The 12,154-nt window shown below is 61.1% G+C and carries 11 protein-coding genes; 5 read left to right on the forward strand and 6 right to left on the reverse strand.

Annotated elements, in window-relative coordinates; all coding sequences use genetic code 11:
• Nucleotide 1: 1 nt before the first annotated feature.
• Nucleotides 2-1,135 (forward strand): Gfo/Idh/MocA family protein, encoded by a 1,134-nt coding sequence (locus tag IF204_RS12945; RefSeq protein ID WP_194097526.1) that lies wholly within the window; start codon nt 2-4, stop codon nt 1,133-1,135.
• A gap of 26 nt (nt 1,136-1,161) precedes the next feature.
• On the opposite strand, the gene IF204_RS12950 is transcribed toward IF204_RS12945, so the two are convergent.
• From IF204_RS12950 to serB, 5 genes are all read right to left on the reverse strand, one after another.
• Nucleotides 1,162-1,380, reverse strand: a complete 219-nt coding sequence (locus IF204_RS12950) for a hypervirulence associated TUDOR domain-containing protein (RefSeq protein ID WP_194097527.1) — start codon at nt 1,378-1,380, stop codon at nt 1,162-1,164.
• 52 nt (nt 1,381-1,432) lie between these two features.
• A complete protein-coding gene (gene rlmN, locus IF204_RS12955; protein WP_194097528.1) occupies nt 1,433-2,614 on the reverse strand; it encodes a 23S rRNA (adenine(2503)-C(2))-methyltransferase RlmN in 1,182 nt (393 codons plus the stop codon).
• Between the two features lie 103 nt (nt 2,615-2,717).
• The gene (locus IF204_RS12960) at nt 2,718-3,248 is read right to left on the reverse strand and encodes an invasion associated locus B family protein (protein ID WP_194097529.1); all 531 of its coding nucleotides are present in this window, start codon (nt 3,246-3,248) and stop codon (nt 2,718-2,720) included.
• A 179-nt stretch (nt 3,249-3,427) separates the two neighbouring features.
• Nucleotides 3,428-4,195: a TSUP family transporter gene (locus IF204_RS12965; RefSeq protein WP_194097530.1), complete on the reverse strand. Its 768-nt coding sequence runs from the start codon at nt 4,193-4,195 to the stop codon at nt 3,428-3,430.
• A complete protein-coding gene (serB, locus tag IF204_RS12970) occupies nt 4,195-5,070 on the reverse strand; it encodes a phosphoserine phosphatase SerB (protein WP_194097531.1) in 876 nt (291 codons plus the stop codon). Before serB ends, IF204_RS12965 begins: the two co-directional genes overlap by 1 nt.
• 230 nt (nt 5,071-5,300) lie before the next feature.
• Between serB and IF204_RS12975 the strand changes: the two genes are divergently transcribed.
• From IF204_RS12975 to mnmH, 4 genes are all read left to right on the forward strand, one after another.
• Entirely contained in the window at nt 5,301-6,446 is a 1,146-nt protein-coding gene (locus IF204_RS12975) for a phosphoserine transaminase (RefSeq protein WP_194097532.1), read from the forward strand.
• Nucleotides 6,447-6,522: 76 nt separating this feature from the next.
• Nucleotides 6,523-8,118 carry a phosphoglycerate dehydrogenase gene (gene serA / locus IF204_RS12980; protein WP_194097533.1) on the forward strand — a complete coding sequence of 532 codons (1,596 nt, stop codon included), beginning with the start codon at nt 6,523-6,525 and terminating at the stop codon, nt 8,116-8,118.
• A gap of 114 nt (nt 8,119-8,232) precedes the next feature.
• On the forward strand, nt 8,233-8,946 hold the full coding sequence (locus IF204_RS12985; protein WP_194097534.1) for a metallophosphoesterase family protein: 714 nt from the start codon (nt 8,233-8,235) through the stop codon (nt 8,944-8,946).
• 9 nt (nt 8,947-8,955) lie between these two features.
• Nucleotides 8,956-10,005: a tRNA 2-selenouridine(34) synthase MnmH gene (gene mnmH, locus IF204_RS12990; RefSeq protein ID WP_194097535.1), complete on the forward strand. Its 1,050-nt coding sequence runs from the start codon at nt 8,956-8,958 to the stop codon at nt 10,003-10,005.
• On the opposite strand, the gene selD is transcribed toward mnmH, so the two are convergent.
• Entirely contained in the window at nt 9,992-12,142 is a 2,151-nt protein-coding gene (selD, locus tag IF204_RS12995; RefSeq protein ID WP_194097536.1) for a selenide, water dikinase SelD, read from the reverse strand. The genes mnmH and selD overlap by 14 nt on opposite strands.
• Between the last annotated feature and the right edge of the window lie 12 nt (nt 12,143-12,154).

The raw sequence follows: 12,154 nt of genomic DNA on the forward strand, positions 1-12,154 counted from the left end.
CATGGAAAATATGGGTGTTGGCATCATCGGATGCGGCAATATCTCGACCACCTACCTCCAGTATGCTCCGCTGTTTAAGGGCATCGAGGTCCGTGCGGTCGCCGACATCAACATGGACACCGCCAAAGCGCAGGCCGAGAAGTTCGGCGTGCGCGCCGAGACGGTCGAAGACCTGCTGGCTGCCGACGACATCGGCGTCGTGGTCAACCTGACCATTCCGGCGGTCCACTACGAGATCACCAAGCGTATCCTCGAAGCAGGCAAGCACGCCTATTCGGAAAAGCCGCTGGTTCTCACGCTTGAAGAAGGCGAGTCGCTCCGCGTGCTCGCCAAATCGAAAAACCTGCGCGTCGGCTCTGCGCCTGACACATTCCTTGGCGGCTCGCACCAAGCGGCCCGCGCAGCCATCGACAGCGGCGAAACCGGCCGCATTATCGGTGGCACCTGTCACTTCATGGGTCATGGCATGGAAGGCTGGCACCCGAATCCGGACTTCTTCTTCCAGCCCGGCGCGGGTCCGGTCCTCGACATGGGTCCGTACTACATCACCAACCTCGTCCAGCTGCTTGGTCCGGTGAAGGCCGTAAGCGCGATGACCGCGATCACTTTCCCGACCCGCACCATCGGCAACGGCGACCGCAACGGCGAAGTCATTCCGGTCAGCACGCCGACGAACATCCATGCGCTGATGCAGTTCGAAAACGGCGCGATCGTCACGCTGGGCATGTCTTGGGACGTTTGGGCGAACCGCCATCCGAACATGGATCTCTATGGCGAGAAAGCATCTCTCTACGTGCCTGATCCGAACTTCTTTGCAGGCGACGTGACACTGGTGGGTGAAGACGGCGAGGAAATCGCCCTCGATCACAGCAACCACCCCTATTCGAACCCGAACCAAGAGGATCACAACGGCAACCCCATCGCGAACTATCGCTGTGCAGGCCTTGCTGACATGGTTGCCGCCATCGGCGAAGGCCGTCAGCACCGCTGTAACCTCGACCTCGCCATCCATGTCGTCGAGGTGATGACCTCGATCCTCAAGGCGGGTGAAGAGCAGCAGCGTGTCGAGATGACGACAACCTGCGAACGGCCTGATGCCCTGCCGCCCGAAGCGGCCAAGGCACTGATGGTCTAAAAGAAAAGGGCGGTCACTGACCGCCCTTACGCTTTCTTGACCTCGCTGTGCGATTTGAGCACCGCGTCGCCGTCATTCTGTTTGATGTAGTACGCGGGTTCGTCCTTCGACGCTTTGCGGGTGATCTCCGAACCGTCGATCTTGCGCGTCACCTTCTTGGTATAGACCTTGTCGATCTTGCCGGTGCCGGTGCCGTTGCCCCACTCCCACTTGACCTTATCGCCGTCGTTGTAGCCTGCTGACATGATGTCCTCCTTGGTTGTGGAGACAACATGCCAAGGCCAAAGGCGGTTCCGATCAGAGACCGGCCTCGGCAGCGATCTGCGCACGCGACTTGCGTTCGCGCTCGGTCGCGGACTTCAGCTGACCACATGCCGCCATGATGTCCTCGCCGCGCGGGGTCCGGATCGGAGAGGCGTAACCCGCTTCCATCAGGATGGTCGCAAACGCACGGATACGGTTGTTCGACGAACGCTTGTACGGTGCGCCAGGCCATTCGTTGAACGGGATCAGGTTCACCTTGGCGGGAATACCGTCGAGCAGCTTCACCAGTCGGTGCGCGTCTTCGAACGTGTCGTTCACGCCCTCCAGCATCACGTATTCAAACGTGATGCGCTCGCTGTTGGTCGCCTTGGGATATTCGCGCAGTGCGGCCAGCAACTGTTCAATGTTCCACTTCTTGTTCACCGGAACCAGCTTATCGCGCACTTCATCGGTGGTGGCGTGGAACGAGACAGCCAGCAGACAGCCGATTTCTTCGGCGGTACGGGCGATTTCCGGCACAACGCCCGAAGTCGATAGCGTGATGCGGCGGCGACCCAGCGCGATGCCTTCGCCGTCCATGCAGACCTTCATCGCGTCGCGCACGTTCTCGAAGTTATAGAGCGGCTCGCCCATGCCCATCAGCACGATGTTCGACAGCAGACGCGGACCGTCTTCGCCAGTGCCGGTGCCCGGTTCGGGCCATTCCCCCAGATCGTCGCGTGCCAGCATGACCTGACCGACGATCTCTGCGGCGGTAAGGTTACGGACCAGCTTCTGCGTGCCGGTGTGGCAGAACGAGCAGGTCAGCGTACAGCCCACCTGCGACGACACGCAGAGCGTACCGCGGCCCTCTTCGGGGATGTACACGATCTCGACCTCGTGGCCGCCTGCGATGCGGACAAGGTACTTGCGAGTGCCGTCTTCGGACACGAGCTTGGTGACAAGCTCCGGACGCTCGATCACGAAGTTATCGGAGAGCAGCTTGCGGTAGTCCTTGGACAGGTTGGTCATTACGTCGAAATCGGTGACGCCCCAGTGGTAAATCCACTGCCACACCTGATTGAGGCGCATTTTGGCCTGCTTCTCGGCGGTGCCAGCTTCGATCAGCGCTTCGCGCATCTGGTCGCGGGTCATGCCCACAAGGTTCTTGGCCCCTTCCGGCGCTTTGCGCGGAATGGTCAGGACGTCTTGGGTAATCGGTGCGGTCGCAGTCATGGCAGCCTCCGGAATCGAATGAGATGGGCGCTCATATAGCATTCGGGGCCGAATTCAAAAGAATTCCGCCCCTAAATTCCATTATCACGCTTTTTTGGTTGCGTCAGCCGCCGCAGCGACGTGCAGCCTCTTCAACGGATGCGGTGAAGCCGAGCAACGAGAACGTGTCGGTCGTCACAGTGCCGCGGCCCGAACGGCCAACGACAGTCGCGCTAGCACCCGCTTTCAATGCGTTCACGATCTGCGCGTCGGCTTCGGCGTTGGTCGGCCAAGCGAATTCGCCATCGACAAACAGTTCGAACTTGGTGCCGCCGACGTCCAGTTCGACGGTCGAGTCAGTTGCGAACGGATATCCGCCGTTGAAAGCGACCTGCCCCTGCACGTTGGCTTCGGGACGGTAGAAGACGTAAAGAAGGATGTCGCCACGGCGGGCTTCGACCACTTCGCCGTTACGGCTGTTTACGGTTTCTTTCGGAGCGGAGACGGCCCAGCAATCATGCGGGGTCGCAACTTCGAAAACGCTCCAGTCGGTGTTTGCTGCTACACGTTGCGGCTCGCTGCTCTGAGCAAAAGCCGAAGTACCGGCCCCAAGGGCCAGAGCAACGCAAGCGGCGCGCATCATTCCTGAAATCATCTTACAGCCTCCAAGCTGTCATTGCCTCTGCCCCAGCGTTCCTGCGCGTTCTCCGGCGCAATAGGATCAGCGGAGCGGTGTTCACCCGATATCTCAGACCTAGCAAGAAAGATGCCGGATTGGAAAGCCCGTGCCTACCATGATTATAGGTAGTTTTCGGCTATCCTCACGGGATCGTGTCAGATTCCCATCGCATCCGCGATCAGTTTGAGAGCCATACCCGTCGACGCGATGACCAGCACCGGCTTGATTACGCGGCTGCCGATCGACATGGCGAGGCGCGATCCGACGTAGGCTCCCGCCATCTGTGCGGCACCCATGCAAAGGCCCGTGATCCACAGCGGCTGGGCGGTCGTTGCGAAAACCAGCACCGCCCCGACGTTCGACGCGAAGTTCAGTAGCTTGGTATGCGCGGTCGCCTTCAGAATGCCGTAGCCACCCAGCGCCACAAACCCGAGCATGAAAAACGCACCCGTTCCCGGCCCCAGCAGGCCATCGTAGAAGCCGACGAACGGAACAAGCGTAAACATGAATACGGCCGGTGAAATCCGCTGCTCGCGGTCGATGTCATCAAGGCCGGGTCGGAACGCGAAAAACGCTGCCACCGCGATGAGCAGGACAGGCAGACCTAGGCGGATCACATCGACGGGTAAGCTGCTCGCAAGCCAAGCGCCAACGCCCGCAGCAACGCCGGACACCAGCGCGGCGGGCAGCTGGCGACGCAGGTTCACGTGGCCGGCGCGGGCATAGTTGAATGCGGCCATCCCTGCGCCGAACAGACCTTGGACTTTGTTCGTCGCCAGTGCGGCAACAGGATTGATCCCTGCGATCATCAGCGCGGGAACGGTAATCAGACCGCCGCCTCCAGCAATGGAGTCGACGAAGCCGGCAGCGAACGCGGCCAGCATGAGCAACGCCAATACGTCGCCGGCAATTTCAATAGGCATTATGAGGTGAACTCGGAGCGGGCGTACCCTTGGATAAAGAGAAGAGCGGTCAGGTCGCCATGGTTGATGCGAACATCGCACTGGGCCTGCACACTCGGTTTGGCATGAAGCGCAACGCCTGTTCCGGCGCGACCCAACATACCCAGATCGTTGGCACCGTCGCCTACAGCAATCACGTCGGCTTCTTCGATGCCAAGCTTGGCGGTAATTTCTTCAAGCGCCTGAACCTTTGCTTCACGGCCAAGGATCGGACGGCCAACCTCTCCGGTCAGCTTGCCGTCTTCGGCGATCAGCGTGTTGGCGCGGTTTTCGTCAAAGCCAATGGCCTCGGCCACGCGGCCTGTAAATGCAGTGAAACCGCCCGACACCAGTGCAGCGTAGCCACCGTTCGCCTTCATCGTGGCGACCAGTTCGTGACCGCCGGGCATAAAGGTGATGCGGGTTTCCAGAACGTGCGGGATGACGGATTCGTCGAGGCCCTTGAGCAGACCGACCCGTTCTGTCAGCGCACCTTCGAAGTCCAGCTCACCGTTCATAGCGCGGGCGGTAATGTCGGCAACGCGCTCACCAACACCAGCCTCGGCTGCCAGTTCGTCGATGCATTCCTGACGGATCATGGTCGAATCCATGTCCGCGAGCAGCATCTTTTTCTTACGGTTTTTGGTCTCTTGAATAACGAGGTCGATTCCCGACGACTGGAGGCTTTCCCAGACCTGCCAGAAATTCGTCGGCATCGTCGGAACGCGGAACTCGGCAGCCTCTTCGACCGACAACCACTGCGCTTCACCGCCACCCCAAGCGTTTCTGAGGTTCTCAACCAGCGCGGATTCCAGTCGGCCCTCGGCGGGCGCGCAAAGCAGGGTGACGACGTACATATCAAGGCTCCGAGCGTTGTTACAAAGGCGATGTCGCACATCCCCGACGCGGTGCCAAGTGCAACCGAAGTTTCCCCGTGTTTCCTATCGTGAACTAGGGATGTCTGTTTGCGACCATTTGTCGGAAAATGCCGTCACTTTCCTCATTGCCTTCCCTCCGACTCGGCTCTATCTCGGTCAGCGGGACACTCCTCCCCAACGAGGAGCGTATATCTGAGAGGGTAACACCGATGACTATCGAACAACCGGCTACGCGGCCGGAAAACCCGCGTTTTTCCTCTGGCCCCTGCGCCAAAATCCCCACCTACGCACTCGAAAAGCTTGCTGACGCGCCTCTGGGCCGCTCGCACCGTGCTGCCGTGGGCAAGGCGAAGCTGAAAGCCGCCATCGAGGAAACCCGCGAGCTTCTGAACATCCCCGCAGACTACCGCATCGGCATCGTTCCGGCGTCGGATACCGGCGCTGTCGAAATGGCCATGTGGTCGATGCTCGGCGCACGCCACGTCGAAATGCTGGCATGGGAATCCTTCGGCTCCGGCTGGGTCACCGACGTCGTCAAGCAGCTCAAGCTGGACGCCACCGTGAAGACCGCCGACTACGGCCAGATCGTCGATTTCAACACGGTCGACTTCAACAACGACGTCGTGTTCACCTGGAATGGCACCACTTCGGGCTGCCGTCTGCCGAATGGCGACGCGATCCCTGCGAACCGCGAAGGCATCACTATCTGCGACGCAACCTCGGCTGCATTCGCGCAGGACCTGCCGTGGGACAAGCTCGATGTGACCACCTTCTCGTGGCAGAAAGTCATGGGCGGCGAAGCTGCTCACGGCATGATCGTTCTGTCGCCGCGCGCCGTCGAGCGCCTCGAAACCTACACACCCGCTTGGCCGCTGCCGAAAGTTTTCCGCATGACCAAGGGCGGCAAGCTGATCGAAGGCATCTTCGTCGGCGAGACCATCAACACCCCGTCGATGCTGGCTGTCGAAGACTACCTCGTCGCTCTGGATTGGGCCCGTTCGATCGGTGGCCTGAAGGCTCTGTTCGCCCGCGCTGACGCAAACGCCAAAGCCATCTGGGACTTCTGTGACCAGAAAGATTGGATCGCCAACCTCGCAGAGGATGACGCGACCCGTTCGAACACTTCGGTCTGCCTGAAGTTCACCGACGACCGCATCAAAGACGGCGCAACCTTCGCCAAGGCCGTTGCAAAGCGCCTCGAAAAAGAAGGCGTTGCGCTGGATATCGGCGCGTACCGCGATGCGCCTGCCGGTCTGCGTATCTGGTGTGGTGCGACGGTCGAAACCGCCGACATCGAAGCTCTGCTGCCGTGGCTCGAATGGGCCTTCGAAGCCGAAATCGAAGCACAAGCGTGATCTGACGGGGCGCACTGACGCGCCCCTCCTTTCCCCATTCCACGGGCGAAGTGCCCGCCAGTCAAAGGAGCCCATCATGGCCCCCAAAGTCCTCATTTCCGATAAGCTTTCCCCCGCTGCCGTCCAGATCTTCAAGGATCGCGGTATCGACGTCGACTTCCAGCCCGACCTTGGCAAAGACAAGGACAAGCTGGCCGAGATCATCGGCAACTACGACGGTCTCGCCATCCGCTCGGCCACCAAAGTGACCGAGAAGATCATCGAAGCCGCCACCAACCTCAAAGTCGTTGGCCGCGCCGGTATCGGGGTCGACAACGTGGACATCCCGAATGCCTCGAAAAAAGGTATCATCGTGATGAACACCCCGTTCGGCAACATGATCACCACCGCCGAGCACGCCATCGCAATGATGTTCGCCGTTGCCCGCCAGATCCCCGAAGCATCGGCTTCGACCCACGCTGGTAAGTGGGAAAAGTCGAAGTTCATGGGCGTCGAGCTCACCGGCAAGACCCTCGGCGTCATCGGCGCAGGTAACATCGGCGGCATCGTTTGCCAGCGCGCTGTCGGCCTGAAAATGAAGGTCGTTGCTTATGACCCCTTCCTGTCGGACGAACGCGCCACCGAACTGGGCGTGACCAAAGTCGAACTCGACGAGCTGTTCGCTCGCGCCGACTTCATCACCCTGCACGTTCCGCTGACGGACTCGACCCGCAACGTCATCTCGGCTGAAGCTATCGCCAAGATGAAAGACGGCGTCCGCATCATCAACTGTGCCCGCGGTGGCCTCGTTGACGAAGCCGCTCTGGCCGAAGCCCTGAAGTCGGGCAAGGTTGCCGGCGCTGCCTTCGACGTGTTCGAAACCGAGCCGGCGAAGGACTCGCCGCTCTTCAACCTGCCGAATGTCGTCTGCACCCCGCACCTCGGCGCGTCGACCACTGAAGCCCAAGAAAACGTCGCCCTTCAGGTTGCCGAACAGATTTCGGACTACTTGCTGACCGGCGCTGTCACCAACGCGCTGAACATGCCGTCGGTCACCGCCGAAGAAGCTAAGGTCATGGGTCCGTGGATCAAGCTGGCCGGTCACCTCGGTAACTTCATCGGTCAGATGACCGACGAGCCGATCAAGGCGATCAACGTCCTTTATGACGGTGTAGCTTCGACCATGAACCTCAAGGCGCTCGATTGCGGCGTCGTTGCGGGCATCATGAAAAAGGCCAACCCCGACGTAAACATGGTGTCGGCTCCGGTCATCGCCAAAGAGCGTGGCGTGAAGATCTCGACCACCACGCAGGACCAGTCGGGTGCGTTCGAAGGCTACATCAAAGTGACCGTCGTCACCGAAAAGAAAGAGCGTTCGGTTGCGGGCACCGTCTTCTCGGATGGCAAGCCGCGCTTCATCCAGATCAAGGGCATCAACGTCGACGCCGAAGTCGGTGAACACATGCTCTACACCACCAACGAAGACGTACCGGGCATCATCGGTACCCTCGGCGGCACCCTTGGTGATCACGGCGTGAACATCGCGAACTTTACCCTCGGCCGTTCGAACTCGGGCGGTGAAGCCATCGCGCTGCTCTACGTTGACGATGCGCTGTCGACCGACGTGCTGAAAGCCCTCGAAGCGACCGGCAAGTTCAAGCAGGTCAAACCGCTGACCTTTGACATCGCCTGATCAATTCAGCGACACAGTGACCGAAAGGGGCGGACAATCCGCCCCTTTTTCATGTTGCGGACGTGACATTGTTACCCTCCGCGACATATCCCTCTCCTGCAAACGGAGCACATTATGATTTATGCTATTGGTGATATTCACGGGCAATTGGCCGAACTGGACCGCGTTCTCAGCCTGATCGAGGCGGACGGCGGCGCGGACGCCCACATCGTTTTTCTGGGTGACTATACGGACCGCGGCCCCGACAGCCGCGGCGTTCTCGACCGCCTGATTAATGGCGTCAGCCAAGGCCGCCGCTGGACCGTCCTGCGCGGCAACCACGACCGCATGTTCTGCCGATACCTCACCGACGGCAACGAACACGACGAGCGCATCAAGTCCGGCAAAGGCTGGCTGAACCCCTCCCTTGGCGGCCCCACGACCCTCGCCAGCTACGGCGTCAACGTCGAAGAGGGCGACATCCTCAAGCGCGCGCAGGCCGCCGTCCCGCCCGAGCACTTGGCGTTCCTCGAAAGCCGCTCGCTCTGGTACGAAACCGACGATCTGCTGTTCGTCCATGCCGGCATCAAACCTGGCGTGCCGATGGACGAGCAGGACGAAGATGACCTGATCTGGATCCGCGAAGGATTCCTTGATTACGAAGAGCCCTTCGACAAGCTTATCGTGCATGGCCACACCGCGCTCGAACAGCCGACACACTTCGGCAACCGCATCGACATCGATAGCGGCGCGGGCTATGATCGGCCGCTGACCGCTGCCGTCTTTGAAGGGACCGACTGTTTCATCCTGACCGAGACGGGACGCGTGCCGCTGCTACCCACAGTCTGATCAGAGAAAATGCCGCAGGAATTCAAGACACTGGCCGACCTTCTGGCGCACGGCTTCGACACCGTCATCGACGTGCGCTCGCCTGCCGAATTTGCCGAGGACCACATCCCTGGCGCCGTCAGTATGCCGGCCATGTCGAACGACGAACGCGCGCGCGTGGGCACGATCTACAAACAGATCAGCCCGTTCGAGGCCAAAAAGGTCGGCGCCGCCATCGTTGCCCGCAACGTGGCCAGCCACATCGATCGTCACATGCAGCAGAAGAACGGTAGCTGGAAGCCGCTCGTTTATTGCTGGCGCGGCGGTCAGCGGTCGGGTTCTGTGGCGATCATTCTCAAACAGATCGGCTGGCGCACGGACACCATTCAGGGCGGCTATCAGACCTACCGCCGTCTGGTGCATCACGCGCTTTACGATAACGAAATCCCGCACCGCTTCATCCTGCTGGACGGCAACACCGGCACGGCAAAGACCGACGTTCTGAAAAAGCTCGCCGCGATGGGGGTGCAGACGCTCGATCTCGAAGGCATGGCGAACCACCGTGGTTCGATGCTCGGCGCGATAGGCGATCAGCCGAGCCAGAAGATGTTCGAATCCCGAATCGCCTGCGCCCTTGCCCAGCTTGATCCGGCCAAGCCCGTTCTCGTCGAGGCCGAGAGCAGCAAAATTGGCAAAATGATCGTCCCGCCGATGGTCTGGAAAGCGATGTGCGCTGCGCCGCGCGTCGACATTTCAGCCCCGCTCGAGGCCCGTGTCGAGTACCTGACCCGCGCCTATGACGACGTGACCGCCGCCCCGCGCCGCTTGAAGACGCTGATCCAGCCGCTCCGCACGTTCCGTGGCAACGAAACCGTCGATCAGTGGGAAAAGCTGCTGGAGGCCGAGGATTTCCCCGCTCTCGCGGCGTCGCTCATCATCGACCACTACGATCCGGCCTACAACAAGTCGCGCAGCGTCCACGACTTTACGCTGCTCGCGACGGTCGAGGCGGACAAGCTGGACGAGGCGGGCCAGACCCGCCTCGCCGAGCAGATCGCAGAGATCGTCAGCTCACGGTAATCCCGTCAGCCTTGGTCATCTTCCCAATGATCGCAGCTTTGTAGCCGCTCAGGAGAAGCTGTTGTCGCAGCTCTTCGGATTTTTCGGCGGGCACAACTGCCATTAAGCCGCCCGCCGTCTGGGGATCGAACAGCAGGTCGAACTTCGGGCTACGGTTGCCGTAGATCGCACCTGCGCCACCTCGGTTCTCCGCCCAGATGGTCGAACGAACGCCCTGCTCTGACAGCTCCTCCGCACCCGCCAATGTCGGCACATCTTTCAGTGTGATCTGCGCGCCAAGGCCGCTGGCTTCGCAGATGTTGGCGAGGTGCCCTGCCAGCCCGAAACCGGTGATGTCCGTCATCGCGCGGGCATCAGGCGCAAGGATGCGGCTCGCCTCCGCCTGCGTTTGCAGCATCGCGTCATAGGTCGCCACGACGTCCCGCCCTTTGGCGAGGCCGCGCATCTCTCCGGCCATCACAACACCCGCGCCGATGGGTTGCGTGATGATGATCGCGTCGCCTGCCTCCGCCCCTTCGAGCGTGATGGGACGGTCACAAATGCCTGTAATCGTAAAGCCGATCGTCAGCTCGCTGCCGATGGACGAGTGCCCGCCGACAATCGCCGCGCCCGCCTGCCCGAGGACATCGGCAGCAGCGCCAGTAATTTCTGCCATCGTACGCCGTTGTAGCGCGTCCGACATGCGCGGCAGGATGATCTGGACCGTCGCGGCAGAGGGCTTCGCACCCATCCCCCAAACATCGCCCAACGCATGGATCGCCGCGATACGCGTCATCATAACCGGATCTTCGGTGAAAGCCCGCAGGTGGTCAGTGGTCATCACCTGTTTCTGACCGTTCACATCCATGATCGCGGCATCATCGCCTTTGACGGACTGGATGTCGGGGCGGTCGTGCTGCGGCAGGTCAGCCAACGCTTCCTTTAGCGCGGACCGCCCGACCTTTGCCCCGCATCCTCCACAAAGCGGCGCATCACCGAGTTCCTCGCGCACGCCCTTCGCGACCTGAGATGGAAGCTTCGCAAGGCCCATCTGCGGCAGGTCGCTAAATTTGCGCATGAATTTGGTGTCGATGTGGTTCTTCCACTTCCACAGCAGCGGCCCCTTGAAAGACTGGCCCAGCTTTTCAGCTAGCGCCGACTGCCCCCCCAACGAAACGAGTTTCAGGTAGTCCTTCTGCGGCTGGTAGCCCTTCAGCGGCTCGCCCGACAGTTCAGCCTTCAGGTTATGAAACAGCGTCTTGGCCGAGCGCACTGCGAACACACCCGCCTTGGGACGCGGCGCGTGGCGCATGTAGCAACAGTCCCCCGCAGCAAAGACGTGGGGATCGCTGGATTGCAGCGTCGGCCCGACACTGACAAACCCGTGGTAGAGCGTCAGGCCCGTCTTTTTTAGCCACTCATGCGGACGCGCCCCCGCCGCACCGCAGACGAAATCCGCAGGGATCGGCGTCCCGCCTTCCAGCAGAACCGCGTCAGAGGTGATCCGGTCGACCTTGGCATCCTCGGCCAGCTCCACCCCGTTCGTCTCCAGCGCTTCCAGCAGATGCTTTCGGGCATCATCACCGAATTGGGAAAGCACCTTGCCGCTGTCGATCAGCGTCACGCGGTGATCCTTGTGCCGCAGCGCATGAGCCATCGCCATCGCAAGTTCAGCACCCGCAACACCGCCGCCGATCACCGCGACACGCGGACGGGTTGCGGATTTGCGATAGCTATCCCACCGCTCGGCGAACCGGTCGAGCGGCTTGGCAGGCACGGCGTGTTCGGCAAAGCCTTCGATATCCGGCATTTCGGACGTGATCCCCACGTCGATAGACGCCACATCATAGGCGACCTTGCGATCCCCGACGGTGATCGTCTTTGCATTCGTATCAATCGCGCTGGCCTTGCCGGTGATGATCCGCGCACCTGCGAAACGGGCGAGCTTGACCAGGTCGATATCCAGCTCGTCCTTGGTGTAGTGCCCCGCCACGAACCCCGGCAGCATCCCCGAATATGGCGCGGTTGGCGCGGGATTGATGACAGTGACGCGCACCCCCGCCAGAGGCTTCATTCCCCACATCCGCAGGACCAGCGCGTGAGTGTGCCCCCCTCCGATCAGCACCAGATCGCGGGTCAGGGGAATGGTGGTCTGCATGCTCTGCCTCGG

The sequence above is a fragment of the Marivivens aquimaris genome (assembly GCF_015220045.1).
Taxonomy (GTDB): domain Bacteria; phylum Pseudomonadota; class Alphaproteobacteria; order Rhodobacterales; family Rhodobacteraceae; genus Marivivens; species Marivivens aquimaris.

Excerpts from the sequence above, each read along its gene's own strand:
- IF204_RS12945 (WP_194097526.1), top strand. The coding sequence starts at position 2 with ATGGAAAATATGGGTGTTGGCATCATCGGATGCGGCAATATCTCGACC.
- IF204_RS12950 (WP_194097527.1), bottom strand. The coding sequence starts at position 1,380 with ATGTCAGCAGGCTACAACGACGGCGATAAGGTCAAGTGGGAGTGGGGC.
- rlmN (WP_194097528.1), bottom strand. The coding sequence starts at position 2,614 with ATGACTGCGACCGCACCGATTACCCAAGACGTCCTGACCATTCCGCGC.
- IF204_RS12960 (WP_194097529.1), bottom strand. The coding sequence starts at position 3,248 with ATGATTTCAGGAATGATGCGCGCCGCTTGCGTTGCTCTGGCCCTTGGG.
- IF204_RS12965 (WP_194097530.1), bottom strand. The coding sequence starts at position 4,195 with ATGCCTATTGAAATTGCCGGCGACGTATTGGCGTTGCTCATGCTGGCC.
- serB (WP_194097531.1), bottom strand. The coding sequence starts at position 5,070 with ATGTACGTCGTCACCCTGCTTTGCGCGCCCGCCGAGGGCCGACTGGAA.
- IF204_RS12975 (WP_194097532.1), top strand. The coding sequence starts at position 5,301 with ATGACTATCGAACAACCGGCTACGCGGCCGGAAAACCCGCGTTTTTCC.
- serA (WP_194097533.1), top strand. The coding sequence starts at position 6,523 with ATGGCCCCCAAAGTCCTCATTTCCGATAAGCTTTCCCCCGCTGCCGTC.
- IF204_RS12985 (WP_194097534.1), top strand. The coding sequence starts at position 8,233 with ATGATTTATGCTATTGGTGATATTCACGGGCAATTGGCCGAACTGGAC.
- mnmH (WP_194097535.1), top strand. The coding sequence starts at position 8,956 with ATGCCGCAGGAATTCAAGACACTGGCCGACCTTCTGGCGCACGGCTTC.
- selD (WP_194097536.1), bottom strand. The coding sequence starts at position 12,142 with ATGCAGACCACCATTCCCCTGACCCGCGATCTGGTGCTGATCGGAGGG.